Here is a 24,983-nt window from a genome sequence, read left to right on the forward strand (position 1 = left end):
GGAGGAGGGGAGGGAACGATGGCGGCTTCGGCCGGCCCGGCGCTGAGCCGGGAGGAGGTGGACCGCGCGCTGGCGCGCCTCGGCGCGGAACGCGACGCGGTCGAGTCGGCGCTGCTCTCCCTCCAGGACCACCCGGGCCTGCGCCTGCTCGACGGCGCCGGCCTGACCGGGCGGACCCAGGAGCGCTGGGCCGTCGTCGGGCAGGGCCTGCCGCTGCTCTGGGCGCTGTTCGACCGCTACTCCGAGGCACTCGCCTCGGCCCGCGCGGTGCGGGCCCGCAAGGCCCGGCCGGGCGTGCCCGAACTCGCCGAGCTGAGCGAGCTGCTGACCGGCGACGCGGTCACCGTGCCCGGCGGCGCGCCGGACGGCCCGCAGCGCCTCGGCGCACCGGCCCGGCTGGTCGAGCGGGTCAGCCTGGACGGGCTGATGGACCGGATGAACGCCTGGTACGCCACCGTCCTGGAGGTGGTCTCGGCGGCCGACGCGGTCTGGACGGCGCTGCCCGCCCGGATCGACCTGCTGATCGCCGAGCTGCGCCGGGTGCAGACGCTGGCCGCCTCGCTCGGCGTGCGCGTCGGCACCCATCCGCTCGGCGACGACCTGGACGCGCTGGACGGCGAGCTCGGCGGGCTGCGGACCGAGGTGCGCAGCGACCCGCTGGCGCTCTGGCGGCCCGCCCGCGTCCCCGCGCAGCGCGGCACGGTGCCGGACGGCGGCGCGCTGGCCACGCCGTCCGGGGTGGTGGACACCGAGCGCTTCGACCTGGCCGGGCGGGCGCTGGACGACGTCCGGCTGGAGCTGGAGAACCTGCTGCGGCTGCGCGACGACGCCGAGGAGCGCCTGCAGGGCGTCGGGGACCTGCTGCAGCGGGCCGACGCCACGCTGGCCGAGGCCCGCCGGGCGCGCGGCGAGGTGCTGGCCAAGATCGCCGCCACCGAGGTGCCGGCCGTGCCGGGACCGGCCTCGGCGCTGCGCGAACGGATCGTGGTGGCCCTGGAGCTGCGGCAGAGCGGGCAGTGGTACCGGCTGGCGCCGCTGCTGGACGCGCTGGAGGACGCGGCGGCCAAGGAGCTGGCCCGGGCCCGGCAGTCGCTGACCGAGGTGACCCAGCCGCTGACCGTCCGCGCCGAGCTGCGCGGGCGGCTGGACGCGTACAAGGCGATGGCGGCCCGGCTGCGGGTGGCCGAGGACCCGGAGGTGCTGGAGCGCTACGAGAAGGCGCGCTGGCTGCTGTGGAACGCGCCGTGCGACCTGCGGGCGGCGGCGGGCGCGGTGGCCCGGTTCCAGCAGGCGCTGCGTCCGGCGGCGGGCGGGCCGGACACCGGCGAGGGCGGAACCGGGCAGGACGGGGCGTCGGCGGGCGGGGAGCCGGTCGACGGACAGGTTGTCGACGGGCGGGGACAGGGGGGCCGAGGGTGATGGGCGAGACGTGCGTGCGGCCGCAGTGCGGCGGCACCGGGACGATCGACGCGGACGGCTACTGCGACGAGTGCGGGCTCGCCCCGGAGGGCACCTCCTCGGTGCGGACCGCCACCGGACCGGCCACCGGGTCCGCCACCGGGTCCGCCACCGGACCGGGCATCACCGGACCGGCCACCGCCACGGCGGCCCCGACGGGCGCGGGCGACCCCTGCCCGCGCGACTGCGCCGGGACGATCGACGCCGACGGCTACTGCGACGAGTGCGGCCTCACCCCGCCCGGGGTCCCGGCCGCGCGCTCCGCGACGGGCGGCTCCGCGACGGGCCGCTCCACCTCGCACACCTCCACCGTGGAGATCGCGTTCGACCCGGACACCGGCTCGCCCCGCAGCGGCTCGGCCCGTTCGCTGTCCGGCCGCTCCCGCTCGCACCGCTCGACCCGTACCGGCAGCGGCCGCTCGGTCTCGGTGCGCAGCAGCCGCGGCGGCGCCACCGCCAACCGGCACCGCCTCGGCGCGGGCCTGGTGACCGTGCCCACCGTCCCGGCCGCCGACCCGGCGCAGGCGGTGCTGGAGAACCCCGAGGTACCGGAGCGCAAGCGGTACTGCTCCAAGTGCGACGCCCCGGTGGGCCGGGAGCGGGGCGGCACGCCCGGCCGCCCGGAGGGCTTCTGCACCAAGTGCGGCACCCCGTACTCGTTCACCCCCAAGCTGCGCCGCGGCGACCTGGTCGGCGGGCAGTACGAGGTGGTGGGCTGCCTGGCGCACGGCGGCCTCGGCTGGATCTACCTGGCGGTGGACCGGCGGGTCAACGACAAGTGGGTGGTGCTCAAGGGCCTGCTGGACACCGGGGACGAGGACGCGCTGGCGGTGGCCGTCGCCGAGCGCCGCTTCCTGGCCGAGGTGGACCACCCGGGCATCGTGCGCATCATCAACTTCGCCGAGCACCCGGACCTGCGGACCGGCGCCACCGACGGCTACATCGTGATGGAGTACGTCGGCGGCAAGTCGCTCAAGGACATCGCCAACGAGCGCCGCACCCCGGACGGCCGGCGCGACCCGCTGCCGGTCGAGCAGGCCATCGCCTACGCGCTGGAGGCGCTGCCGGCGCTGGGCTACCTGCACCAGCGCGGGCTGGTCTACTGCGACTTCAAGATCGACAACGTGATCCAGAGCGGCGACACCCTCAAGATCATCGACATGGGCGCCGTCCGCCGGTTCGACGACGACGGCCCGATCTACGGCACCATCGGCTACCAGGCTCCGGAGATCGCCGCCGACGGCCCCTCCCCCGCCTCCGACCTCTACACGGTGGCCCGCACCCTCGCCGTCCTCAGCTTCGACTTCCAGGGCTACTCCACCACCTACCGGGACACCCTGCCCGGCCCGGAGTCCGTCCCGGCCTTCGCCGCCTACGAGTCCTACTACCGGCTGCTGGTGCGCGCCACCGACCCCGACCCGGCCCGCCGGTTCGCCTCCGCCGAGGAGATGGCCGACCAGCTCACGGGTGTGCTGCGCGAGGTGCTGGCGCTCCAGGACGGCCGGGCCCGCCCCGCGCTCTCCACCCTGTTCGGGCCCGAACTGCGCGTCGTCGACACCGAGTTGGTGGCACCCACGGTGCAGGTGGGCGAACTGCGGCTGACCGCCGTCGACCCGGCCGGCGCCGCGCTCGCGCTGCCCGTCCCCCGGGTCGACCCGGGCGACCCCAACGCCGGCTTCCTCGCCACCCTGCTGGCCACCGACCCGCAGGAGGCGCTCGCCGCGCTGGACGGCGCGCCCACCGACTCGCTCGAGCGCCGGCTGCGGGCGCTGCGCGCGCTGCTCGAACTCGGCCGGGGCCGGCAGGCCGCCGAGGCGCTCGCCGCACTGGAGCAGGACCACCCGGACGACTGGCGGGTGGTCTGGTACCGGGGCCTGGCCTCGCTGGTCGCCGCCAACGACCCCGACGCCACCGGCCCCGACGCCAACGACCCCGCCGCCGCGGCGGCGAACCCCCGCGAACAGGCGCTGCGCGCCGCCACCGAGGCCTTCGACGCCGTCTACGACGCCTTCCCCGGAGAGGCCGCCCCCAAGCTGGCCCTGGCCGTCTGCGCCGAACTCCTCGGCAACAGCGGCGACGCGGCCGAGTTCTACCGTCTGGTGTGGAGCACCGACCAGAGCTACCTGAGCGCCGCCTTCGGGCTGGCCCGGGTCCGGCTCGCCGGCGACGACCGGGCCGGCGCGGTCGCCGTCCTGGAGTCCGTCCCGGCCACCTCCAGCCAGTACACCGCCGCCCGGATCGCCGCCGTCCGGGCCCGGCTGCGCGAGCGGCCCGCAACCGACCCGCTCGGCGCCGACCTCGGCGCGAGCTCCGAGCAGCTGACCGCGCTGCGCCTGGACGACCGCCGCCGCGAGGAACTCGCCGTCGAGGTGCTCGGCGCGGCGCTCGGCTGGGTGACCGCCGGGTCACCCGGCGGACCCGGCGCTTCCGGCGCCTCCGCCGGATCCGGCCCCGGCCGCACGGCCGGCGAGGTCAGCGTGCTGGGACGGCCCGCGGTGGAACGGGAACTGCGGTTCGCCCTGGAGCAGTCCTACCGGGTACTCGCCCGGTTGGCCGACCGGGCCGATACAAGGATCGAGATGGTGGAACGGGCCAACCGGGCCCGTCCCAGGACGTGGGTGTAAGAGATGCCGCAGCAGACCGTGTGCCAGAGCTGTGCCGAGCCGATGGACCCGGAGGACGTCTTCTGCGGCTCCTGCGGCACGAGCCGGGACGGCCGCCCGGCCCCCGGCGCGATGCCGCCCGGCTGGTCCGCCGCCCGGGCGGCGGCCGGCGACGAGGACCATCCGCCGACCCTGCCCAACACGCCTGCCGTACCCGCTCAGGGCGGTCAGGGCGGCCACGGCGCCCAAGGCGGCCACGGCACGCCGGGCGCGGCCGGGTGCGCGCACTGCGGACTCCACCAGGTGACCGCCGACGGCTACTGCGAAGCCTGCGGGCGCGCCCAGCCGCGCCCCCGCGACCACATGGAGAAGGCGCTGGCCGGCGTCGCCGGGGTCAGCGACCGCGGCCTGCGGCACCACCGCAACGAGGACTCCTTCACCGTCGCCGCCACCTCGCTGCCCGGCGGCGAGCCGGTCGTGGTGGCCGTGGTCTGCGACGGCGTCTCCTCCTCCGACCGGCCCGACCAGGCCTCCGAGACCGCGGTCGACGCCGCCTCCGAGTCGCTGCTCAGCTCGCTGGAGGCGGGCACCGACCCGACCACCGCGATGCGCCGGGCCATCGCCGACGCGGCCGACGCGGTGGCCGCGCTCGCCACCGACGGCACCCGGCCGAACCGGCCCGACGTCAACGCGCCCGCCTGCACCTACGTCAGCGCCATCGCGGCCGGCGGCCGGATCACCGTCGGCTGGGTCGGCGACACCCGCGCCTACTGGATCCCCGACGACCGGCTCGCCGCCGAGCCGTTCCGGCTCACCCAGGACGACTCCTGGGCCGCCCGGATGGTCGAGGCGGGGCTGATGGGCGAGGCCGAGGCGTACGCGGACCCGCGCGCCCACGCCATCACCGGCTGGCTCGGCGCGGACGCCGAGGAGGTGGTGCCGCACACCCTCGGCTTCACCCCGCACGTCCCCGGGGTGCTGCTGGTCTGCACCGACGGGCTGTGGAACTACGCCGAGGCCGCCACCGACCTGGCGCAGTACGTCCGGCCGGACGCCCGCACCGAACCGCTGGCCGCCGCGCAGGCCCTGGTGCAGTTCGCCGTCGCGGCCGGCGGGCACGACAACATCACCGTCGCCGTGCTGCCGATCGACCCGCCCCCGCCGGCCGAGGACCAGGAGGAGGACGCCCGGACCGCCACCGCGCTCGACCTGCCGGTGGTCACCGCGGGCGGGGACGAGGACGAGGAGGAGTACGAGCCGACCCTGCCGGACATCCCGGTGATCGGCTCCGCCGCCGCCCCGCTGCCGCCGGTGCCCCCGCTGCCCGCCGTCCCGCCGCCGCCCGTCGTGCCGCCGACCGTCCCGCCCCGCCCCACCGTGCCGCCGGCCCGCTGACCCGGCCGTCCCGCCAGGGCCCGCGCCCTCCCGGGCGCGGGCCCCACCGCGCTCGCCCCAGCACGGCCGCCCGACCTCCGAGCACCGCAGCCCCCGCACCAACCGACCACCCGACGGGAGCCACCGGCCCATGGCAACACTGGCGAAGCCGAACCTGCCCAGGTTCGACGTGGAGATCTTCCAGAACGAGTACCTCGCGGACGGCGCCCGCGAGGTGAACGCCATCGTCACCGTGACCGCGACCGGCGGCGGCACCTCCGGCGGGCGGCCGCTCGGCGTCGCCGACACCGCACCGGGCGGCGGGCAGTCCGCCGCCGTGGTGATCCTGGTGGACTGCTCCGGTTCGATGGACTACCCGTCGAGCAAGCTGCGCGGTGCCCGCGAGGCCACCGCCGCCGCCATCGACACCGTCCGCGACGGCGTCGCCTTCGCCGTGGTCGCCGGCACCCACGAGGCCCGCGAGGTCTTCCCCGGCGACGGCACCCTCGCCGTCGCCTCGGCGCAGACCCGCGACCTGGCCAAGGACTCGCTGCGCCGCCTGACCGCGGCCGGCGGCACCGCCATGGGCACCTGGCTCACCAAGGCCGACCAGCTCTTCCTCACCCGCCCCGACATACCGATCCGGCACGCCATCCTGCTGACCGACGGCAACAACGAGCACGAGAGCGCCGCCGAGCTGGAGCGCGTGCTCGACCGGGTCGGCGGCCACTTCACCGCCGACTGCCGGGGCGTGGGCACCGACTGGAAGGTGGAGGAGCTGCGCAGGATCTCCTCCGCGCTGCTCGGCACCGTCGACATCGTCCCCGAGCCGTCCGGCCTGGCCGAGGACTTCCGCTCGATGATGGCCGGCGCGATGGGCAAGCAGGTCGCCGACGTCGCGCTGCGGATCTGGACGCCCGCCAACGCGGTGGTCAGGTACGTCAAGCAGGTCGCCCCCGCGCTGGAGGACCTCACCGACCGCCGTTCCGAGGCCGGGCCGCGGGCCGGTGACTACCCGACCGGATCCTGGGGCGACGAGAGCCGCGACTACCACGTCTGCGTGGAGGTCCCGGCGGCAGCCGTCGGCAACGAGATGCTGGCCGCCCGGGTGAGCCTGGTCCTGCCGCCGTCGATCGCCGGGGGGACGCCCGAGGTGCTGTCGCAGGGCCTGGTCAAGGCGGTCTGGACGGACGACCTCGCCTCGTCCACCCGGATCAGCCCGCAGGTCGCCCACTACACCGGTCAGGCGGAGCTCGCCGCGGCCGTCCAGGAGGGCATGGAGGCGCACCGCGCGGGGGACGTCCACCGGGCCACCGCCAAGCTCGGGGCCGCCGTGCGGATCGCGCACGCGACGGGGAACGAGGGCACCTACCGGCTGCTGCAGAAGGTGGTGGACGTGGTGGACCCGAAGGAGGGTACCGTTCGGTTCCGTAAGAACGTGAGCGAGGCCGACTCGATGATCGTCGAGACCCGGTCGACCAAGACCGTCCGTGTGAAGAAGTGACCACCGAAGGGTCGACCGGGCCGCGAACCGGCCGGGGCCGGCCCCGGCCGGGCTGGAATTGAGGGGGGACCTGATGCCGATCTGCCCGAGGGGCCATGAGTCGCAGGCCGAGGACTGGTGCGACTTCTGCGGTTTTCCGATGACACCGCCGCAGCCACTGCCGCCGCAGCCCGGCGCGCACCCCGGTGCGCCCGGGAACCCGGGGGCGCACGGCTCTCCCGGCGCGCCCTACGGGGCCACGCTCCCGCCGGGCGCGCTGCCGCAGCCCGGGGCCGTCCCGCCGCCCCCGCCGGCCGGCCCGCCGTCGGCCCCGCAGGGCTTCCCCGACCTCACCGAGGGCCTGGCCGTCTGCCCGATCTGCCGCAGCCCGCAGACCGGACGGTTCTGCGAGGAATGCGGCTACGACTACGACCTCTCGGCTCCGCAGCGCGCCCCGCAGCCGTTCCCGGCCGCCCCCGCGCCGCCGCCCGCGCCCGCGCCGCTGAACATCCCGGCGGCGTACGGCGGTGCCCCGCAGGCCCCGGCCGCCCCGCACCCGGACCAGCAGCACGGTCAGCACCCGGGCCACCACCAGGGTCAGCACCCGGGTCAGGGCCTGCACCCGAACCCCTACCCCGGCCCGTTCGCCGGGCAGCAGCACGGCGGCCACCCGGGCGAGGCCCCGGCGCTGCCGCCGCAGCCCGCCGTGCCCTCCGGCTACGGCTACCCGCCGCCGGTCCCCGCGCAGCAGGCGCCGGCCCCGGCACCGGTCGAGCCGCCCGTCCCCACCCAGCCGAACCCGCGGCCCGACGGACCGTACGGGGCACCGCAGCCGCGCGAGGACTCCGGCCCGGTCTACGCCCAGCCCGGACCGGCCCGGCGCGGGGACGAGTTCGGCACCTCGTTCCACCTGGCCCCGCCCGCACCGCCGCAGGGCCCGCCCGCCGAGCCGGTGCGGACCACCTGGTTCGCGGTGATCGCGGCCGACCGCGAGTACTTCACCGACATGATGGCCCGCAGCGGTCCGGAGGCGGCCGGGCTGTTCTTCCCGCCGTACTGCCCCGAGCGGCGGATCCCGCTGACCGGGCGCGGCCAGCTGCGGATCGGACGGCGCAGCCAGCACCGCGGCACCGTGCCGGAGATCGACCTCTCGGTCGCGCCGGAGGACCCGGGCGCCTCGCACCAGCACGCCCTGCTGGCGGAGCAGCCGGACGGCGGCTGGGTGCTGGTGGACCAGGACTCCACCAACGGCACCACGGTGAACGGCGGCGCGGAGCCGATCGCCCCACACACCGCGATCCCGCTGAACGACGGCGACCGGATCCACATCGGCGCCTGGACCACGATCACCGTGCACCGCGCCTGACCCACCGGCATTCGACAACGTTGTAAAATTGATCATCAAATGATGCTCAGACAACTCCCCGCGACGGCCTGCCGCCCCTACCCTCAGTCGTTATGACTGCTGCAATATCCGCCGACGGAATCCGTCAGCGGTACGGGGACGTGCAGGCCGTCGACGGGGTGTCACTCACCGTCGAAGCCGGCGAATTCTACGGAATCCTCGGGCCGAACGGCGCCGGGAAGACCACCACGCTGGAGATCCTGGAGGGGATCCGCAAGCCCGACGAGGGCCGGATCGAGCTGCTGGGCCTGGCGCCCTGGCCGCGCAACACCGAACTGCTGCCGCGCATCGGCGTCCAGTTCCAGGCCTCCGCCTTCTTCAACAAGCTCACGGCGCGGGAGACCATCCGCACCTTCGGCTCCTTCTACGGCGTCGGCCCCAAGCGCGCCGACGCCATGCTGGAACGGGTCGGCCTGACCGAGTCGGCGGGGGTGATGACCGACAAGATGTCCGGCGGCCAGGCCCAGCGCCTCTCGATCGCCTGCGCCCTGGTCCACGGCCCGGAGCTGGTGTTCCTCGACGAGCCCACCACCGGCCTCGACCCGCAGGCCCGCCGCAACCTCTGGGACCTGCTGCGCGACATCAACGCCGAGGGCCGCACCGTCGTGCTCACCACCCACTACCTGGACGAGGCCGAGGTGCTCTGCGACCGCGTCTCGGTGATGGACCACGGCCGGGTCCTGCGGACCGGGGCGCCCGCCGCGCTGGTCCGGGAGATCGACGACACCGTCCGGATCAGCGTGGAGTCCGGCCAGCTGGCCCTCGACACCGCGCGTGAGCTGTTCACCGCCGCCGGGGCGGAGATCACCTCGCTGGAGGACGACGGCACCTCGCTGTCGCTGTCCACCCGCCTGCCGGCGCCGGTGCTCTCCGTGCTGGCCGAGCAGGGCGCGCTGCGCGGCCTGGAGGTCCGCGGCGCCACCCTGGAGGACGTCTTCCTCCAGCTCACCGGACGGGAGTACCGCGCATGAGCGCCGAGCCCACCACGGCCCGCCCCGCGGCCGGCCCCACGCCCGCCTCCCCCGCACCGGGCGGCACGCCCCCGGCGGCCGGCGAGCGCGAGCGGGTCTCCGCCTTCGTCAGCCTCTCCCGGGTGATGCTGGTCTCCTTCCTCCGCGACCGCAGCGCGCTGTTCTTCGTGCTGCTCTTCCCGCTGATGTTCCTGCTGCTGTTCGGCACCCTGCTCAAGGGCGCCACCACCCAGCACGCCAAGGTCGAGCAGGTCGGCGCGGTGCGGCTGCTGGACTCGGTCCAGGGCGAGGCCCGGACCGGTCTGGAGCAGGTGCTGACCATCACGCGGAGCGACGACGAGGCCGCCTCGCTGGAGAAGGTCCGCAAGGGCGACCTGGACGCCATGATCAAGGAGGGCCCGGACGGCAAGGTCGTGGTCCGCTACAGCGCCGCCGACCAGGTCCGCGCCGGCACCGTCCGGGGCATCGTCGACTCCGTGGTCCAGCAGGCCAACCAGGCCGCCACCGGCAAGCCCCCGGCGTTCACCCTGGAGAGCAGCCAGGTCGAGGACGGCTCGCTCAAGCCGATCCAGTTCCTCACCCCCGGCCTGCTCGGCTGGGCGGTGGCCACCGGCGCGGTGTTCAGCGCCGCGCTGACCCTGGTCGGCTGGCGGCAGAAGAAGGTGCTGCGGCGGCTGCGGCTCGCCCCGGTGAGCGCCGGGTCGATCGTCGCCTCCCGGGTCGCCGTCTCGGTGCTGACCGCGCTCGCCCAGACCACGATCTTCCTGGTCCTCGCCACCCTGCCGTTCTTCGGGCTGAAGCTCACCGGCAACTGGTGGCTGGTGATCCCGCTGGTGATCTGCGCGACCATCGCCTTCATGTCGATCGGTCTGCTGGTCGGCTCGATCGCCAAGACCGAGGAAGCGGCCAACGGCTTCGCGCAGATCATCGTGCTGCCGATGTCGTTCCTGTCCGGCTCGTTCTTCCCGACCGACGACATGCCGGGCTGGCTCAAGGCGATCTCCGAGGCGCTGCCGCTGAAGCACCTGGTCACCTCGGCGCAGTCGGTGCTCTCCCGGGGCGGCGGCGTGATGGACGCGCTGCCGACCATGGGCGGGCTGCTGCTCTTCGCCGCCGTGCTGACCGGCATCTCCTGGAAGCTGTTCCGCTGGGAGGACTGAGCACGCGGTGCCGCGCGGGGTCGTACGCCTGCGGTCCTGGTCCCCAGGTCCCGGTGTACGGCCCCGCCGCCGTCTGCGACCATGGTCGGGTGAACGAGATCCGGCGTGGCACGCTCAGCGAGGAGACCTTCTTCGAGCAGGTCGGCGGCGAACCGACCTTCCGGCGGCTGGTCCACCGGTTCTACCAGGGCGTCGCCGAGGACGAGTTGCTCCGGCCGATGTACCCGGAGGAGGACCTCGGGCCGGCCGAGGAGCGGTTCGCGCTCTTCCTGATGCAGTACTGGGGCGGCCCGCGCACCTACAGCGAGCAGCGCGGCCACCCGCGGCTGCGGATGCGGCACGTGCCGTTCAAGGTCGACCGGGCGGCGCACGACGCCTGGCTGAAGCACATGCGGACGGCCCTGGACGAGCTGGGCCTGCCCGAGGACGCCGAGCGCCAGCTCTGGGACTACCTCACCTACGCCGCCGCCTCGATGGTCAATACCGAGGGCTGACCGGGGCGTTGCGCCCCGGCGCGGGTCGGGGACAGGCCCTACCCGAGCGGGCTGAGGCCGAGCCCCGCGCCGGGCGCGGCCGCCGTGCGGACCGCCACCGACCCCGCCGGGGCGGACAGCCGCAGCCAGCCGCCGGCCCGGTGCACGGTCAGCGGGGCCTGCGGGGCCAGGAAGCCGATCACCTGGGCCGCATGGGCGGCACGCAGCGGCAGCTCGGGCAGGACGGTCAGCGGGCGGGACCAGATCTCGTCGGCCAGCGCGTCGAGCGCCGCGCGGGTCCGGTGGTGCGCCGGGACGGCCTCGCTGCGCTCGCGGAACTCCCGCACGGCGGCGGCCACTTCGAGGCGCACCTGGGCGGCGGGCGGGGTGCCGGCCGGCCGCCAGCCGGTGCGCGGCGGCAGCAGCCCAGCCCAGGCCGGGCCGGTGACCGGGGCGGGCAGCGCGAGGCCGTCCGTCGCGGTGTCCACGCCGTCCAGCAGCTGCCCGGCCGAGACCGTCAGGTCGAGCGGCCCGTCGAGCCGGGCCAGCCGCGCGGTGCGCACCACCAGCGCGCCCGAACCGCCCAGCGGCAGCCGCCCGAAGACGGCCAGGACGCCGCCGTCCGCTCGCGGCACCCCCTGCAGCCGGACCGACGCCGTCTTGTCGAAGCGCAGCAGACGGACCAGGAAGGCGGCCAGGTCGGCGGCCTCCCCGGTGTCGGCGAGGGCGAGGGCGGCGGTGCTGTTCAACGCTTCGGCTCACATCCGGGCATCGGGCATCGGGTGTACGGGTTCGGGGCGGGGGCGGGCGCGGTCAGACCGCGACGGCCGGCTCCTCGTCCATGAAGCGTGCCAGGAACTCCCGCTCCACCGCGCTGATCCGGCGCGGCCGACCCTCGGCGAGGTCGTAGGGCACCACCACGGTGGACGCCCGGACGTAGACGGTCTCGGTGCCGTCCTCGGCGGTGTCCTTGATCTCGTAGGAGACGGTCAGCGAGGCGCCGCCTATCCTGGTCACCCAGGTCTCGATGGTGACCGGCTGCGGCCGGTGCACCAGCGGACGCTTGTAGTCGATCTCGTGACGGGCCACCACCGAGCCGCCCGCGAACTCGCCCGCGCCGGCCTCGGCGGCCTGGGTGAACATGAAGTCGATCCGGGCCTCCTCCAGGTAGCGCAGGAAGACCACGTTGTTGACGTGCCCGAAGGCGTCCATGTCGGACCAGCGCAACGGGCAGGCGTAGATGTGGCGTGCCACGGAATCTCCTCGACGTCCGGTGGGCCGCCGGCGGTGGTGCCGGTCGGGCCGCGGCCCGGCAGGCCGGCCCCCACGGGGCGGGCGGCCTGCCGGGCCGTCGTCACGACTGGGTGTCAGCCGCGGGTCAGCTTCTTGTAGGTGGCCCGGTGCGGACGGGCGGCGTCCGCACCCAGCCGCTCGATCTTGTTCTTCTCGTAGGACTCGAAGTTGCCCTCGAACCAGAACCACTTGCTCTCGCCCTCGTAGGCGAGGATGTGGGTGGCGACCCGGTCCAGGAACCAGCGGTCGTGCGAGATGACCACGGCGCAGCCGGGGAACTCCAGCAGCGCGTTCTCCAGCGAGGAGAGGGTCTCGACGTCGAGGTCGTTGGTGGGCTCGTCGAGGAGCAGCAGGTTGCCGCCCTGCTTGAGGGTGAGCGCCAGGTTGAGGCGGTTGCGCTCACCGCCGGAGAGCACGCCGGCCGGCTTCTGCTGGTCCGGGCCCTTGAAGCCGAACGCGGAGACGTAGGCGCGGGACGGCATCTCGACCTGGCCGACGTTGATCCAGTCCAGACCGTCGGAGACGACCTCCCAGAGGGTCTTCTTCGGGTCGATGTTGGAGCGGGTCTGGTCGACGTAGCTGATCTTGACGGTCTCGCCGACCTTGACCGTGCCGCTGTCCGGGGTCTCCAGGTCCTGGAGCATCTTGAACAGGGTGGTCTTGCCGGCGCCGTTCGGGCCGATGATGCCGACAATGCCGTTGCGCGGCAGGGTGAAGCTGAGGTCGTCGATCAGGACCTTCTCGCCGAAGGCCTTGTTGAGGTTCTCGACCTCGATGACGACGCTGCCCAGGCGCGGGCCCGGCGGGATCTGGATCTCCTCGAAGTCCAGCTTCCGCATCTTGTCGGCCTCGGCGGCCATCTCCTCGTAGCGGGCCAGACGCGCCTTGGACTTGGCCTGGCGGCCCTTGGCGTTGGAGCGGACCCACTCCAGCTCTTCCTTGAGCCGCTTGGCGCGCTTGGCGTCCTTCTGGCCCTCGACCTTGAGACGGGACTGCTTGGTCTCCAGGTAGGTGGAGTAGTTGCCCTCGTACGGGTAGGCGCGGCCGCGGTCGAGCTCCAGGATCCACTCGGCGACGTTGTCCAGGAAGTACCGGTCGTGGGTGACGGCCACGACGGTGCCCTTGTACTTCTCCAGGTGCTGCTCCAGCCAGTTCACCGACTCGGCGTCCAGGTGGTTGGTGGGCTCGTCGAGCAGCAGCAGGTCGGGGGCCTCCAGCAGCAGCTTGCAGAGCGCCACGCGGCGCTTCTCGCCACCCGAGAGCTTGGTGACCGGCCAGTCGCCGGGCGGGCAGCCCAGGGCGTCCATGGCCTGCTCCAGCTGGGCGTCCAGGTCCCAGGCCTCGGCGTGGTCCAGCTCCTCCTGGAGCTTGCCCATCTCGTCGAGCAGCGCGTCCGAGTAGTCGGTCGCCATCTGCTCGGCGATCTCGTTGAAGCGGTCGAGCTTGCCCTTGATCTCCTTGACGCCGTCCTGGACGTTCTCCAGGACCGTCTTGGACTCGTCCAGCGGCGGCTCCTGGAGGAGCATGCCGACGGTAAAGCCGGGCGAGAGGAAGGCGTCGCCGTTGGAGGGCTGCTCCAGGCCGGCCATCATCTTCAGCACGGTGGACTTACCGGCACCGTTGGGGCCCACGACGCCGATCTTCGCCCCGGGGAGGAAGCTGAGCGTCACGTCGTCAAGGATGACCTTGTCTCCGTGCGCCTTGCGCACCTTGCGCATCGTGTAGATGTATTCCGCCACGTGAGATCGCTCCGGCGTCGTCGGGAGTAATTCGGCTTGCAGCCTTCCATTGTGCCGCACCCGGCATGGAGCCCCGAACCGCCGGGTACCCGTCCGCCGGCGCCCCGCAGGGGTGTCCCGCACACGGCGCGGCCCGGCTCCCCGCACGCGTGGTGCGGGGAGCCGGGCCGGGTGTCACCGGATCACGCCCTGCCGGGCGGTGCTCCGGGCCGTGCTCCGGATCGTGCCTCAGGCGGCGTTGCCACCGCGGCGGCGGCGCAGCAGGAAGACCGCGGCACCGCCGGCCACGACCAGACCGCCGGCGACGGCGGCGATGACCGGGGTGGCGTCGCTGCTACCGGTCTGGGCCAGGCCACCGGTGGCGGCGGGCGCCGTGGTGGCCGGCGGCGCCGGGTGGGCGGCCGTGGTGGTGGCGGAGGCCGACGGGGTGGCGCTCGGGGTGACCGGCTTGGCGGTGGTGGTGGTCGGGGCCGGGCTGGTCGGCGCCGGGGTCGACGGCTTGGCGGTCGTCGGGGTGGCGGACGGGCTCGGCGTGGTCACGCTGGCGGTCTTGCAGTCCAGGATGCCCTTGAAGTTCTTGTTGAAGCCGTTCGGGCCGGTCACCGTGATGTCGTAGGCGGTGTCCTCGTCGACCTTGACGACCAGGGCCTCGATCTTGTTCGGCTGGACGGTGAGGTCCTTGCCCGGCTTCACCGAGACCACGGCGGCCTCGTCGCCGCCGTTGGCGACCGAGACCTTGACGCCGTTGGCGACGCACTCGACGACCGCGGTGCTGTCGATCAGCGGGCCCTTGCCGGCCTGCCAGGTCGCCTTGGTGGCGTCCTTGACGCCGAGCTTGGTGGAGCCGGCCAGGATCATGGTCTGGCTGTGCTTGGCGGGGGTGTAGCCCTTGCTGAGGAAGACCCGGCCGCTGGGCACGACGGTCTCGGCGGAGGCGCTGACGGTGGCGGTGCCGTCCGGGGTGCCCGCGGGCACGTCCAGGAACAGCTGGGTGTCCTTGGCGACCGGGCCGGTCAGACCGTTGACCTCCTTGCCGTCCTTGTCGACCAGCTTGACCTTGTCGGCGGAGTCGCCGCCGACGGCGAGCTTCACCTCGTTGGCGCTGGAGTTGATGGTGAACGGACCGAGCTTGTTGCCCGGCTTGCCGGACGCCGAGTCGGGGGTGAGGCTCAGCGAGGGCTTGGGCTCGGCGGCGATGCCCTTGTTCTTCTCGCTGACGAGGTAGTCGCGCAGCTGCCTGGCCTCGGCGTCGACCGGGGTGGCGTTCTTGCCGTCGGAGAACTTCCAGATCGCGGCCTGGGTGCCGGCGGCGGCGTCCTCCTTGGTCAGCTCGCCCTTGACGCCCGCGTCGACGGCCAGCTTCTTGAGGTCGGTGACCTGCGGGTAGGAGTTCTCCAGGATCCAGCGGATCTTGGAGGCGTCCTCGGCCTTGTCCGGGCGGCCGAGCGAGCTCGACTTCCAGTCGGACTCCTGGTACTCGACGCCGCTCTTGATGTCGACGGGGTGGTCGATGTCGATGCAGTACGTCTTGATCTCGCCGTCGGGCGTGGTGAGGGTGAAGAGGCCGCCCTGGATGGAGTGGCTGCCCTCGATGGCGATCTCCTCGCTCATCAGAGTCGGCTTGATCACCGCCGTGACGGCCCCGCCGGGGGCGTCCGCCGCAGCCGCCGCACCGGCCGCGAACAGGCCCCCGCCCAGCGCAACGCTGGTCGCGAGCATGACAGTAGTGATACGGGGAAGCGTCCGCCCCTGCCTCTGCAACATCTTGGGATCCCTCCGGGCCGGGCCATGCCGATGGGCAGCCCGCCTTGCCTGCCGCGCCCCCTGTGGCGCTGCTTCACGATGTGAACCAGACGCATCCTATGAAGCGTCAGAGGCCCGGAAACCCCCATGCGAAATTAGGACGATACCGTATCCGAATCGTTATCAACCCTCTCGGTGTCTCCACAAGCTGACGGGCAGCCAGAAATTCGGGATCATTCCGCTAACCGGAACGGGATTGCGCGTGCGGGTGGCAACACCCTTCTCGATTCGCATATTTGTCGACAGTGATACCGCCCCGCCCGACATCTCGCCGAGTGCTAGGCATCACCCCCGCTTTCCCCCTCCGCCACCGCGCCGACGGCCGCCCCGGCCGGCCGCCGACCGCGCAGGGCGTCCACGATCCACCCGGGCACCGCCTCGCCGAACGCCGCCCCGCCCGCCCCGGACGACTCCTCCGACCCCGCCGCCCCGCCGGCCGGTCCCGCGGCCGCCCGCCCCGGGGAACCGCCCGGGGATCCGGCCGCGGATCCGTTCCGCGCACCCGGTGCCCAGCTGAACCGCGCCGTGCCGCGACTCAGATCGTGTCCGACCGATCGCGCGTCGATCTCGACCCGGCTCCGCTTCACTTCCCCCTCCGACCACTCGCGCACCCTCAGCCTCCCGCTCACCACCACCGGGTCCCCCTTCGCCAGCGAATCGATCAGATGGCCCGCCAGCGCCCGCCAGGCCGTCACCGTCACCCACTGCGTCTCGCCGTCGACCCAGCCGTCCCGCGCCCGGTCGTAGCGCCGCTCGGTCGACGCCAGCCGGAAGTTGGCGACCGGCACCCCGCCGGGGGTCTGGGCGTACGTCACCTCGGTGGCGACATTCCCGATCACCGTCACCTGGGTCTCGTTCACAGCACGCTCCGCTCTCTCGGATGCACCGTACGGAATCGACCGGTGCGCGTTGAGAGTGCGCTTCCCGGGAAATGCGCACCAGGGAGATCCGAAATCCTGTGGACAACTCGGACCTGTGGAAAACCCATGTCGCCCGCAGGGGTGAATTTCAGCCTTTGTGCGACCATCACACCCATACCCTGCGGGGCCATGACAAGAATCTCCGGCCCGCCCCGCCGCCCCGGGACACCCCCAGGGGTGGCCCCGAGGACCGTCCGCGCACGTCATCCGACCGAACGAACCCGAATGCGGCCCCCCACCCGCGTCGATGCCGGCCTCGGCCGCGGCGCTTTCTCCGTGCCGAATCCATAACGGGTGGGCAGACAGCCCCGTAACGAGTGCACAACGTCCGGCGCGGAACACCGCCAGACCGCTGCACTCACGGCCTCCACCTGCGATTATCGGACCGCTCCACCGAGGCCGACACACCAGCGACGGTGTCGCAACACCCGGCCGAGGAACGGGACACCCTTATCCTGTCCCCGACAGGGCAGGGACCCGCCAACGCCCACACCCCACCCTCACGGTACGGGGACGGACAGCGGGCGCCACGCGCCCACCGCCCGATCCCGGCAACGGTCGCGCCCGTCCGGGCGCCGCCCGTCCCGCCCCCATAGCTCAGCGGATAGAGCACCCGCCTTCTAAGCGGTAGGTCGCAGGTTCGAATCCTGCTGGGGGCACCACCCGACACCGCGCCCTCACGGCGCCGCGCACTTCGCGCACTTCGCGCACCGTGCGCATTTCCGCCCGGCACCGAGCGCGCATAACCCGTGACCATCCGTGTCATGCACTCCCCGAAAAGACCCGAGCGGGGAATTCCGGTACCGGAAACACCGGACCGGTGCGCGCTATGCCGACGAACCGCCCGCGCCCCCGTCGGCGTCCCCGCCCGCCGCCAGCCGCGCCAGGTAGGCGTCCACCAACTCCGTCTGCCGCCGCGCCGGGAACTCCGCCGGGGCGAACAGCGCCTGCACCACCAGTCCCAGGACGAAGGCCTGCGCCGCCACCGCGACCTCGGCCGCCGGCGGGCCGGCCGGGAGCTCGCCGAGCCGCCGGGCGGCCTCCACGCACTCCGCCAGCATGCCGCGGGCCCGCGCGTACCGCGCGGCGTGCGCCCCGGCCAGCTCCGGATCGGCCAGCGCGACGTCCCAGGAGCCCACCCAGATCCGGTTGCCCGCCCGGCCCGGCCCGTCCAGCGGCAGCACGTCCAGCAGTGCCGCCCGCAGCCGCGCCAGCCCCTCGGGCGGCGGCGCCGCCCCGTCGGCCGGGGCCAGCCGCCGCGGCCGGGCCAGCGAGCGCCGGTCCAGTACCTCCAGCGCATGCGCGACCAGCGCCTTCTTGCTGGGGAAGTAGTGCGTCAACAGCCCGGTGGTGGCCCCCATCTCGGCGGCCACCGCACGCAGCGTGAGCCCCTCGAAACCCCGGGTGGACAGCACCCGCCAGACGGCCTCGGAGACCTCGGTCCGGCGGGCTTCGTGATCTCCACGGGCGGGTGTCATGGGGTTATCTTACGTACCAAACGTTTGTTACGGATGTCCGAGGCACCGGCCGCACCGCCGCCCGCACCACGACCACCGCACCACCGCCGCACCACCACCGCCGCACCACCGACCCGCCGCGAAAGGCCCGCCCATGTTCGCCGTCCCCCTCGCCGAGAACGCCGAGCTCCGCCCGCTGGAGCCCTGGCAGGCACCCGAGTACCTGGAGCACATCGAGCGCGGCCGTGCCCACATCGACGCCTGGATCGGCTGGGCCGCCCTGGCCACCGACCTCGACTCGGCCCGCGCCGTGCTGCAGCGCTACGCCGACCGGCAGGCCGCCGACAGCGCCCGCCTCTACGGCATCTGGCTGGACGGCACACTGGTCGGCGGCGTGATGTTCGTGCAGTTCGACGCCAAGAGCGGCAACTGCGAGATCGGCGTCTGGACCGAGCCCGCCGGCCAGGGCCACGGCCTGGTCACCACCGCCGTCCGGCACCTGATCGACTACGCCTTCACCGTCCGGGGCATGCACCGGATCGAGTGGCACAACCGGCCGGAGAACGTCCGCAGCCGGTCGGTGGCCCAGCGCCTGGGCTTCACGCTGGAGGGCGTCATGCGGGAGAGCTACCTGCACGGCGGCGTGCACCACGACGGCGAGGTCTGGTCGCTGCTCACCCACGAGTGGAAGCCGCAGGGCACCCCGGCCTCCTGACGGCACGGCGGCGGGGCCGGTGGACAACCCACCCGACCCCGCCGCTCCCCCGCTTCCCCCGGCCCGTGCCCCGCTCAGGCGGCCGGCGCCGGCTCCCCGGACACCGGCTCCGCCGGCGCCGCCGGCTTCCGCAGCCGCAGCGTGAGCAGCACCGCCAGCGCCATCACCCCGGCCGCCGAGAGGAAGACGGCGTCCACCGCGCCCACGAACCCGGTCACCGCGTGCTCCCGGGCCGCGCCGCTCAGGGCGCCGACCGCCCCCAGCGGCACGCCCGGCTCGTACCGCTCGAACACCCGGGCCAGCACGGTGCCGAACAGCGCCGCCCCCAGCGCACCGCCCAGCGTCTGGAAGAACCGGATGCCGGTGGTCGCCACGCCCAACTGGTGCGGCGGCGCCGCGAGCTGGACGACGGTGATCAGGTGACCGATCAGCTGGCCGAGCCCGACCCCCAGCAGCGCCAGCTCGGCCCCCACCAGCCAGAGCGACGTCCCCGGCCCGCTCAGCCCGAGCAGCAGCAGCGCCGCCGCGGTGCAGCCGGAACCGGCGGCCAGCACCGTGCGGACCGGCCGGCCGCGCGCCGTCAGCCGGCCGACCACCAGGCCGATCGCGGTCATCCCGACTGCCATCGGCAGCAGGAAGAGGCTGGCCGAGGTCGCGGCAACGCCCCGGGCGACCTGCAGGTAGAGCATCACGTACATGATCGCGCCGGTCAGGCCCATGCCGACCAGGCCCTGCACCGCGAAGCCGATCCGGATCTCCGGGATCCGGAACAGCGAGAGCGGCAGCACCGGTTCGGCGGCCGTCGCCTGCCGCCACAGGAAGAGGCCGAGCGCCAGCAGGGTCGCCGCGGCCAGGCCGAGCAGCTGCGGGGACGTCCAGCCGTACGTCTTGCCGCCCCACTCGGTGACCAGCAGCAGGCCGGTGGCGAAGGCGGCGGCCAGCGCCGCGCCGGGGAAGTCCAGCCCCCGGCGGCCGGCCGAGGCGGGCAGCCGCAGCACCAGCGCGGCGCCGACCAGGACGAGCAGGCCGATCGGCAGGTTGACGTAGAAGATCCAGCGCCAGCTCAGGTGCTCCGCGAGCAGCGCGCCGATCAGCGGACCGACGGCCATGCCGCCGCCGGCGACGATGCCGCCCACCGCGCCGCCCCTGCCGCCGTTCTTCTCGTCCGGGTCCTTGAGCTGGGCCATCACCACCATGGTCACGCTCATCAGTCCGCCGCCGCCGAGGCCCTGAACGACCCGGAAGGCGATCAGCTGGCCCATCGACTGGGCGGCCCCGCAGAGCGCCGAGCCCAGCAGGAAGGTGCCGACCGCGCCGATCAGCGTCCGGCCGGCCCCGTAGACGTCGCAGAGCCGGCCGTAGAGCGGCAGCAGCGCGGTGGTGGCCAGGGCGAACGCGCTGACCAGCCAGGGCATCCGGTCGACGCCGTGCACCGGGTCGAGGTCACGGACGATCGGCACGGTGGCGGCCGACACGATGTTCATGTCGAGCACCGCCAGGATGATCGTGACCAGGCAGAGCAGCATGCCCAGCCGGCGCTGGGGCTCCGTCATCGAGGCCGTTGCCGGCTCCCTCGTTTCCATCGCAAGTCCCCCCGGGAAAAGCGGAGTTCGGGCAGCTGACGGCCCGGCGCCGAGCCGGTCCGGCGGCGCGGAACCACGATGGCAGGATTTTTTGACTCGGTCAATTCTTAAGCCCGGTACATCTTTGTCCCTGGTACAGTCTTCCCATGACGAGAAGCGCGCAGGGCGGGGACGGCGACGAGGCCGGGCTGGGCCTGCGGGAGCGGAAGAAGCGGCAGACCGCACTGCGGATCTGGCGGACCGCCATCGCGCTGTTCACCGAGCGCGGCTTCGACGAGGTCTCGGTCGCCGAGATCGCCGCCGCCGCCGAGGTCTCCAAGATGACCGTCTTCAACTACTTCGCGACCAAGGAGGACCTCGTCCTCGGGCCGATGGAGCAGCACATCGACGAGCCGGCCCGGGTCATGCGCGAGAAGGACCCCGCGGTCCCGGCGGTGGCCGCACTGCACGCCCACTACGTCGCCGCGCTCGCCGCCTTCGACCCCGCGACCGGGCTGAGCGACCAGCAGCAGGTGATCGACGTGATCCGGCTGATCCACCGCACCCCGGTGCTGGCGCTGCGGGCGTCCGCCGGCTTCGACGCCAAGGCCCGTGCGGAGCTCGCCGCCGAACTGCTCGCCCAGGACCCGGAGCACGACCCGCTGACCGCCAAGGCCGCCGCCTCCCAGCTGCTCGGCATCCGGCTGATGCTGACGGAGAAGAACCAGCGCCGGATGCTGGCCGGCGAGCGGGCCGCGGACGTCCTGCCCGAGGCCCTCGCGGACGCCCACCGGGCCTTCGCGCTGGTCGAGCGCGGACTCGGCGACTACGGCGCCACCCGGCCCTGACCGGCACCGCCGCGCTCTGCGAGAGTGTCCGCACCCACACCCTCCCGGAGGTGCCCATGGCCACCCGGCCGCTGCTGACCCGCGAGCGCGTCCCGCTGCCCACCGGGACCGACGGCCTCAACGCCCATGTCGGCGAGGACGGCGTCGCGGTCCTGGAGTTCGACCGCCCGCACCGGCGCAACGCCGTCACCCTGGCGATCTGGCAGGCGCTGCCCGAGGTGCTGAAGCGGCTCGCCGGGGAACCGGGGGTGCGCGCCCTGCTGGTCACCGGCGCCGGCGGCACCTTCAGCGCCGGCGCGGACATCGACGAACTCGCCGGTGTCTACGGCGATCCGGACCGCGCCGACGCCTACCACGCGGTCAACGTCGCCGCCGAGGAGGCGCTGGCGGCGTTCCCGCACCCAACCCTCGCCGTGGTGCACGGCGCCTGCGTCGGCGGCGGCTGCCAGCTGGCGCTCGCCTGCGACCTGCGGTTCGTCGCCGAGGACGCCCGGCTCGGCATCACCCCGGCCAAGCTGGGCGTGGTCTACCCGGCGGTGCCGACCCTGCGGCTGGCCCGGCTGGTCGGCCCGGCTCGCGCCAAGTACCTGCTGTTCTCCGGGGAGTTGCTGCCCGGGCCGCAGGCCGCCGCGCTGGGCCTGGCCGAACGCGTCCTGCCGGCCGCCGAACTGGACGCGGCGGCCCTGGAGTTCGCCCGGCTGCTGACCACCCGCTCGCCGCAGACCATCGGCGCCGTCAAGGCCGCCCTGGCCGTCCCCCCGGAGCAGGCCGCCGCCGCGCTCGCCCCCTGGGAGCGGCGCTCGCGCGAGACGCCGGACGTCCGCGAGGGCCTCGCCGCCTTCCTCGAACGCCGCCCGCCCCGGTTCTGAACCCTCGTCCGTTCCGCGCCCTCACCGGGGGACGGCGGCGCGGGGCAGGTCGGTACGATCACCCGATCGAATACGACCGACCCACCGCCGTCCCCTGGAGCACCACGCGATGACCGCCCCCACGCCCGCGACGTCCTGGGCCCGCCGGATCACCGACGGACTGGAGCCGAAGAACGTCATCATCGCGATGCTGCTCCTGCTCGGCGGGGCCCGCTACGGCTGGACCGGCCTCGCCTGGGCGGCGTTCGCCGCCCTCTTCACCGCCGTGATCCCGACCCTGCTCATCCAGTACGGGATGCGCCGGGGCACCGTGGACGACCGGCACGTCGGCAGCCGCAGCCGGCGCCTGACGCTCTTCCCGCTCATCATGGTCTCGGTCGCGATCGGCCTCACCGGGATGTTCCTCGCCCACGCGCCGCGCGACCTCACCGCGGTGGTGCTGGCGATGTTCGCCTCGCTCGTCCCGATCCTGGTGATCACCGCCTGGTGGAAGGTCTCCGTGCACACCGCCGTGGCGAGCGGCGCGGTGGTCTGCCTGGCCGTCGCGCTCGGGCCGTGGTGGCTGCTGCTGCTCCCGCCGGTCGCGGTGATCGGCTGGTCCCGGGTGGTGCTGCGGGACCACACCGTCGCGCAGACGGTCGTCGGCACGGCGGTGGGCGCCCTCTCGGCCGGGCTCACCTTCTGGGCCGCCCGATAACGGTCACCCGACAGCGGTCACCCGACAGCAGTCACCCCACAGCGGTCACCCGCCGGCGGCGGCCCGCAGGAGCGGCGGCGGTCAGCGGATCGGCAGTCCGGAGATCGCTCGGGCGATGACCAGCCGCTGGATCTCACTGGTGCCCTCGAAGACCGAGTAGATCGCGCTGTCCCGGTGCATCCGCTCGACCGGGTACTCCCGGGTGAAGCCGTTGCCGCCGAGGATCTGCATCGCCTGCGCGGTGACCCACTTCGCCGTCTCGCCCGCGTAGAGCTTGGACATCGAGCCCTCGGCCGCGGTGAACGGCTGCTGGGTGGCGGCCATCCAGGAGGCCCGCCACACCAGCAGCCGGGCCGCGTCGATCCGGGTCCGCATGTCGGCCAGCTGGAAGGCCACACCCTGGTTGTCGATGATCGGGCGGCCGAACTGGACCCGGGTCCTCGCGTAGTCGAGCGCCACCTCGTAGGCGGCCCGGGCGATGCCGATCGCCTGCGCGCCGACGGCCGGCCGGGAGGCCTCGAAGGTGGCCATCGCGGCGTTCCGCCCGCCCTTGCGGACGCCCTCGCGGGCCCGCGCCAGCCGCTCGTCCAGCTTCTCCTTGCCGCCGAGCAGGCAGTGCCCGGGCACCCGGACGGAGTCCAGCACCACCTCGGCGGTGTGCGACGCCCGGATGCCGTGCTTCTTGAACTTCTGGCCCTGGCCGAGGCCGGGCGTGCCCGGCGGAACCACGAAGGAGGCCTGCCCGCGCGCGCCGAGCGCCGGGTCGACGGTGGCGACGACCACGTGCACGGCGGCGATCCCGCCGTTGGTGGCCCAGGTCTTGGTGCCGTTCAGCACCCACTCGTCGGTGGCCTCCTCGTACCGGGCCCGGGTACGCAGCGCGGAGACGTCGGAGCCGGCGTCCGGCTCGGAGGAGCAGAACGCGGCCACCTTGACGTCGTCCGGGGTGCCGAACATCTGCGGCGCCCAGGTGCCGATCTGCTCGTCGGTGCCGTTGGCGAGCACCGCGACGGCGGCGAGGGTGGTGCCGACGATCGACAGGCCGAGCCCGGCGTCGCCCCAGAACAGCTCCTCCATGGCGATCGGGATGCCCACGCCGGAGGGGTCGAAGTACTGCTGGGCGTAGAAGTCGAGCGAGTAGACGCCGATCCTGGCGGCCTCCTGGATGATCGGCCAGGGGGTCTCCTCCCGCTCGTCCCACTCCGCGGCGGCGGGCCGCAGCACGTCGGCGGCGAAGCCGTGCAGCCAGTCGCGGACGGCGATCTGGTCCGGACCCGGGTCCAGCGAGAAGGTGCTCATGGGTGGGGGCCTCCGAGGAAGGGTGCGACCGACCGGGGTGTTACCGCCGGTAACATCGTCGGAGTCTGCTACTGCTTGGTAACCGGTGTCAACGCCCGTACGCACGAAACGAGGGAACCGCGCATGGATCCAGAGCCCCGCCGGGAACAACTGCTCAACGCCGCCGACCGGGTCATCCAGCGCGAGGGCCCGGGCGCCAGCATGAACGCCATCGCCGCCGAGGCCGGCATCACCAAGCCGATCCTCTACCGGCACTTCGGCGACCGGAACGGCCTGGTCCGGGCTCTGACCGAGCGTCACACCGGCGGGCTGCTGGCCGCCGTCCGGGCGGCGCTCGCCGAACCGCTGGAACGCCGCGACCGGGTCGAGCACGTGCTGGACACCTATCTCGCCGGGATCGAGGCCCGCCCGCAGGTCTACCGGCTGCTCACCCACCCCGAGCCGGGCGACCCCAGCGGCGCGGGCAACGCGCTCGCCCCGGCGCTCCAGCAGATCGCCGAGGAGATCACCCGGGCCGTCGCCGCCCAGATCGACCTCGGCGCCGACCGCGAACTGCTCGCCGAGGCCTGGGGCCGGGCCATCACCGGCATGGTGCTGGCGGCCGGCGACTGGTGGCTGGAGTCCCGGCCCTGTTCGCGCACCCGGATGGTCCAGGCCCTCGCCGACCTGCTCTGGGGCCGGCTGGCCGCCGCCGCCGACCTGCCGAGCGCCGTCCTGCCCGCCGGCCCGGCGCCGGAGCCGACCGACTGAGCCGACCGACTGAGGGGCACCGGCCGAGGGCACCGGCCGAGGGCCGCCGGGCGGGCTTTTCGAACGGCCGCCCGGCACCGCGCTCTTGTGGCGGCCGTGCCCGC

21 protein-coding genes and 1 tRNA gene are annotated in these 24,983 nt (G+C 73.9%); 14 read left to right on the top strand and 8 right to left on the bottom strand.

The features are described 5' to 3' along the window. Positions 1–18: 18 nt before the first annotated feature. From ABZW10_RS22135 to ABZW10_RS22170, 8 genes are all read left to right on the top strand, one after another. A complete protein-coding gene (locus ABZW10_RS22135; RefSeq protein WP_355368544.1) occupies positions 19–1,419 on the top strand; it encodes a hypothetical protein in 1,401 nt (466 codons plus the stop codon). Continuing rightward, positions 1,419–4,082 (top strand): tetratricopeptide repeat protein, encoded by a 2,664-nt coding sequence (locus ABZW10_RS22140; protein WP_355368547.1) that lies wholly within the window; start codon positions 1,419–1,421, stop codon positions 4,080–4,082. The genes ABZW10_RS22135 and ABZW10_RS22140 overlap by 1 nt, the downstream gene beginning before the upstream one ends. A 3-nt stretch (positions 4,083–4,085) precedes the next feature. Further along, entirely contained in the window at positions 4,086–5,456 is a 1,371-nt protein-coding gene (locus ABZW10_RS22145; RefSeq protein ID WP_355368550.1) for a PP2C family serine/threonine-protein phosphatase, read from the top strand. A gap of 130 nt (positions 5,457–5,586) precedes the next feature. Continuing rightward, on the top strand, positions 5,587–6,939 hold the full coding sequence (locus ABZW10_RS22150) for a VWA domain-containing protein (protein ID WP_355368552.1): 1,353 nt from the start codon (positions 5,587–5,589) through the stop codon (positions 6,937–6,939). Positions 6,940–7,078: 139 nt separating this feature from the next. After that, on the top strand, positions 7,079–8,284 hold the full coding sequence (locus ABZW10_RS22155; protein WP_355368554.1) for an FHA domain-containing protein: 1,206 nt from the start codon (positions 7,079–7,081) through the stop codon (positions 8,282–8,284). 92 nt (positions 8,285–8,376) lie between these two features. After that, a complete protein-coding gene (locus tag ABZW10_RS22160) occupies positions 8,377–9,294 on the top strand; it encodes an ABC transporter ATP-binding protein (RefSeq protein WP_355368556.1) in 918 nt (305 codons plus the stop codon). Continuing rightward, a complete protein-coding gene (locus ABZW10_RS22165) occupies positions 9,291–10,454 on the top strand; it encodes an ABC transporter permease (RefSeq protein WP_355368558.1) in 1,164 nt (387 codons plus the stop codon). Before ABZW10_RS22160 ends, ABZW10_RS22165 begins: the two co-directional genes overlap by 4 nt. An 89-nt stretch (positions 10,455–10,543) precedes the next feature. Continuing rightward, entirely contained in the window at positions 10,544–10,948 is a 405-nt protein-coding gene (locus tag ABZW10_RS22170; protein ID WP_355368559.1) for a globin, read from the top strand. 38 nt (positions 10,949–10,986) lie between these two features. Here ABZW10_RS22170 and ABZW10_RS22175 read toward each other — a convergent pair whose 3' ends face one another. From ABZW10_RS22175 to ssb, 5 genes are all read right to left on the bottom strand, one after another. Beyond that, positions 10,987–11,676 (bottom strand): hypothetical protein, encoded by a 690-nt coding sequence (locus ABZW10_RS22175; RefSeq protein WP_355368560.1) that lies wholly within the window; start codon positions 11,674–11,676, stop codon positions 10,987–10,989. A 64-nt stretch (positions 11,677–11,740) separates the two neighbouring features. Continuing rightward, on the bottom strand, positions 11,741–12,181 hold the full coding sequence (locus tag ABZW10_RS22180) for a thioesterase family protein (RefSeq protein WP_355368561.1): 441 nt from the start codon (positions 12,179–12,181) through the stop codon (positions 11,741–11,743). Between the two features lie 113 nt (positions 12,182–12,294). Further along, on the bottom strand, positions 12,295–13,959 hold the full coding sequence (gene ettA / locus ABZW10_RS22185; protein ID WP_355368563.1) for an energy-dependent translational throttle protein EttA: 1,665 nt from the start codon (positions 13,957–13,959) through the stop codon (positions 12,295–12,297). Between the two features lie 228 nt (positions 13,960–14,187). After that, positions 14,188–15,678 carry a Cys-Gln thioester bond-forming surface protein gene (locus tag ABZW10_RS22190; protein ID WP_355368565.1) on the bottom strand — a complete coding sequence of 497 codons (1,491 nt, stop codon included), beginning with the start codon at positions 15,676–15,678 and terminating at the stop codon, positions 14,188–14,190. A 362-nt stretch (positions 15,679–16,040) separates the two neighbouring features. After that, entirely contained in the window at positions 16,041–16,622 is a 582-nt protein-coding gene (gene ssb / locus ABZW10_RS22195) for a single-stranded DNA-binding protein (protein WP_355368567.1), read from the bottom strand. A gap of 646 nt (positions 16,623–17,268) precedes the next feature. Between ssb and ABZW10_RS22200 the strand changes: the two genes are divergently transcribed. Further along, positions 17,269–17,344 (top strand) — tRNA-Arg (locus ABZW10_RS22200). A 165-nt stretch (positions 17,345–17,509) separates the two neighbouring features. On the opposite strand, the gene ABZW10_RS22205 is transcribed toward ABZW10_RS22200, so the two are convergent. Next, positions 17,510–18,160, bottom strand: coding sequence for a TetR/AcrR family transcriptional regulator (locus tag ABZW10_RS22205; RefSeq protein ID WP_355368569.1), 651 nt, complete (start codon positions 18,158–18,160; stop codon positions 17,510–17,512). A 133-nt stretch (positions 18,161–18,293) separates the two neighbouring features. Between ABZW10_RS22205 and ABZW10_RS22210 the strand changes: the two genes are divergently transcribed. Continuing rightward, positions 18,294–18,854, top strand: coding sequence for a GNAT family protein (locus ABZW10_RS22210; RefSeq protein WP_355368571.1), 561 nt, complete (start codon positions 18,294–18,296; stop codon positions 18,852–18,854). A 74-nt stretch (positions 18,855–18,928) separates the two neighbouring features. Here the strand turns inward: ABZW10_RS22210 and ABZW10_RS22215 are convergent, their stop codons facing one another. Beyond that, positions 18,929–20,407 carry an MFS transporter gene (locus ABZW10_RS22215; RefSeq protein ID WP_355368573.1) on the bottom strand — a complete coding sequence of 493 codons (1,479 nt, stop codon included), beginning with the start codon at positions 20,405–20,407 and terminating at the stop codon, positions 18,929–18,931. Between the two features lie 176 nt (positions 20,408–20,583). On the opposite strand from ABZW10_RS22215, the gene ABZW10_RS22220 reads away from it, so the two are divergent. The 3 genes from ABZW10_RS22220 (at position 20,584) to ABZW10_RS22230 (ending at position 22,830) form a co-directional block, all read left to right on the top strand. After that, entirely contained in the window at positions 20,584–21,264 is a 681-nt protein-coding gene (locus tag ABZW10_RS22220; RefSeq protein WP_355368575.1) for a TetR family transcriptional regulator, read from the top strand. 56 nt (positions 21,265–21,320) lie between these two features. Further along, positions 21,321–22,133, top strand: coding sequence for an enoyl-CoA hydratase/isomerase family protein (locus ABZW10_RS22225; RefSeq protein ID WP_355368615.1), 813 nt, complete (start codon positions 21,321–21,323; stop codon positions 22,131–22,133). A gap of 109 nt (positions 22,134–22,242) precedes the next feature. Beyond that, entirely contained in the window at positions 22,243–22,830 is a 588-nt protein-coding gene (locus ABZW10_RS22230; protein WP_355368577.1) for a hypothetical protein, read from the top strand. A gap of 81 nt (positions 22,831–22,911) precedes the next feature. Here the strand turns inward: ABZW10_RS22230 and ABZW10_RS22235 are convergent, their stop codons facing one another. Further along, positions 22,912–24,129 carry an acyl-CoA dehydrogenase family protein gene (locus tag ABZW10_RS22235; RefSeq protein WP_355368579.1) on the bottom strand — a complete coding sequence of 406 codons (1,218 nt, stop codon included), beginning with the start codon at positions 24,127–24,129 and terminating at the stop codon, positions 22,912–22,914. 123 nt (positions 24,130–24,252) lie between these two features. Here ABZW10_RS22235 and ABZW10_RS22240 point away from each other — a divergent pair, with 123 nt between their 5' ends. Further along, positions 24,253–24,879, top strand: a complete 627-nt coding sequence (locus ABZW10_RS22240) for a TetR/AcrR family transcriptional regulator (protein ID WP_355368581.1) — start codon at positions 24,253–24,255, stop codon at positions 24,877–24,879. Positions 24,880–24,983 lie beyond the last annotated feature (104 nt).

The sequence above is a fragment of the Kitasatospora sp. NPDC004723 genome (assembly GCF_040609255.1).
In the GTDB taxonomy this organism is placed as follows: Bacteria; Actinomycetota; Actinomycetes; order Streptomycetales; family Streptomycetaceae; genus Kitasatospora.

Excerpts from the sequence above, each read along its gene's own strand:
- ABZW10_RS22135 (WP_355368544.1), top strand. The coding sequence starts at position 19 with ATGGCGGCTTCGGCCGGCCCGGCGCTGAGCCGGGAGGAGGTGGACCGC.
- ABZW10_RS22140 (WP_355368547.1), top strand. The coding sequence starts at position 1,419 with ATGGGCGAGACGTGCGTGCGGCCGCAGTGCGGCGGCACCGGGACGATC.
- ABZW10_RS22145 (WP_355368550.1), top strand. The coding sequence starts at position 4,086 with ATGCCGCAGCAGACCGTGTGCCAGAGCTGTGCCGAGCCGATGGACCCG.
- ABZW10_RS22150 (WP_355368552.1), top strand. The coding sequence starts at position 5,587 with ATGGCAACACTGGCGAAGCCGAACCTGCCCAGGTTCGACGTGGAGATC.
- ABZW10_RS22155 (WP_355368554.1), top strand. The coding sequence starts at position 7,079 with ATGACACCGCCGCAGCCACTGCCGCCGCAGCCCGGCGCGCACCCCGGT.
- ABZW10_RS22160 (WP_355368556.1), top strand. The coding sequence starts at position 8,377 with ATGACTGCTGCAATATCCGCCGACGGAATCCGTCAGCGGTACGGGGAC.
- ABZW10_RS22165 (WP_355368558.1), top strand. The coding sequence starts at position 9,291 with ATGAGCGCCGAGCCCACCACGGCCCGCCCCGCGGCCGGCCCCACGCCC.
- ABZW10_RS22190 (WP_355368565.1), bottom strand. The coding sequence starts at position 15,678 with ATGCTCGCGACCAGCGTTGCGCTGGGCGGGGGCCTGTTCGCGGCCGGT.
- ABZW10_RS22205 (WP_355368569.1), bottom strand. The coding sequence starts at position 18,160 with ATGACACCCGCCCGTGGAGATCACGAAGCCCGCCGGACCGAGGTCTCC.
- ABZW10_RS22210 (WP_355368571.1), top strand. The coding sequence starts at position 18,294 with ATGTTCGCCGTCCCCCTCGCCGAGAACGCCGAGCTCCGCCCGCTGGAG.
- ABZW10_RS22215 (WP_355368573.1), bottom strand. The coding sequence starts at position 20,407 with ATGACGGAGCCCCAGCGCCGGCTGGGCATGCTGCTCTGCCTGGTCACG.
- ABZW10_RS22220 (WP_355368575.1), top strand. The coding sequence starts at position 20,584 with ATGACGAGAAGCGCGCAGGGCGGGGACGGCGACGAGGCCGGGCTGGGC.
- ABZW10_RS22225 (WP_355368615.1), top strand. The coding sequence starts at position 21,321 with ATGGCCACCCGGCCGCTGCTGACCCGCGAGCGCGTCCCGCTGCCCACC.
- ABZW10_RS22230 (WP_355368577.1), top strand. The coding sequence starts at position 22,243 with ATGACCGCCCCCACGCCCGCGACGTCCTGGGCCCGCCGGATCACCGAC.
- ABZW10_RS22235 (WP_355368579.1), bottom strand. The coding sequence starts at position 24,129 with ATGAGCACCTTCTCGCTGGACCCGGGTCCGGACCAGATCGCCGTCCGC.
- ABZW10_RS22240 (WP_355368581.1), top strand. The coding sequence starts at position 24,253 with ATGGATCCAGAGCCCCGCCGGGAACAACTGCTCAACGCCGCCGACCGG.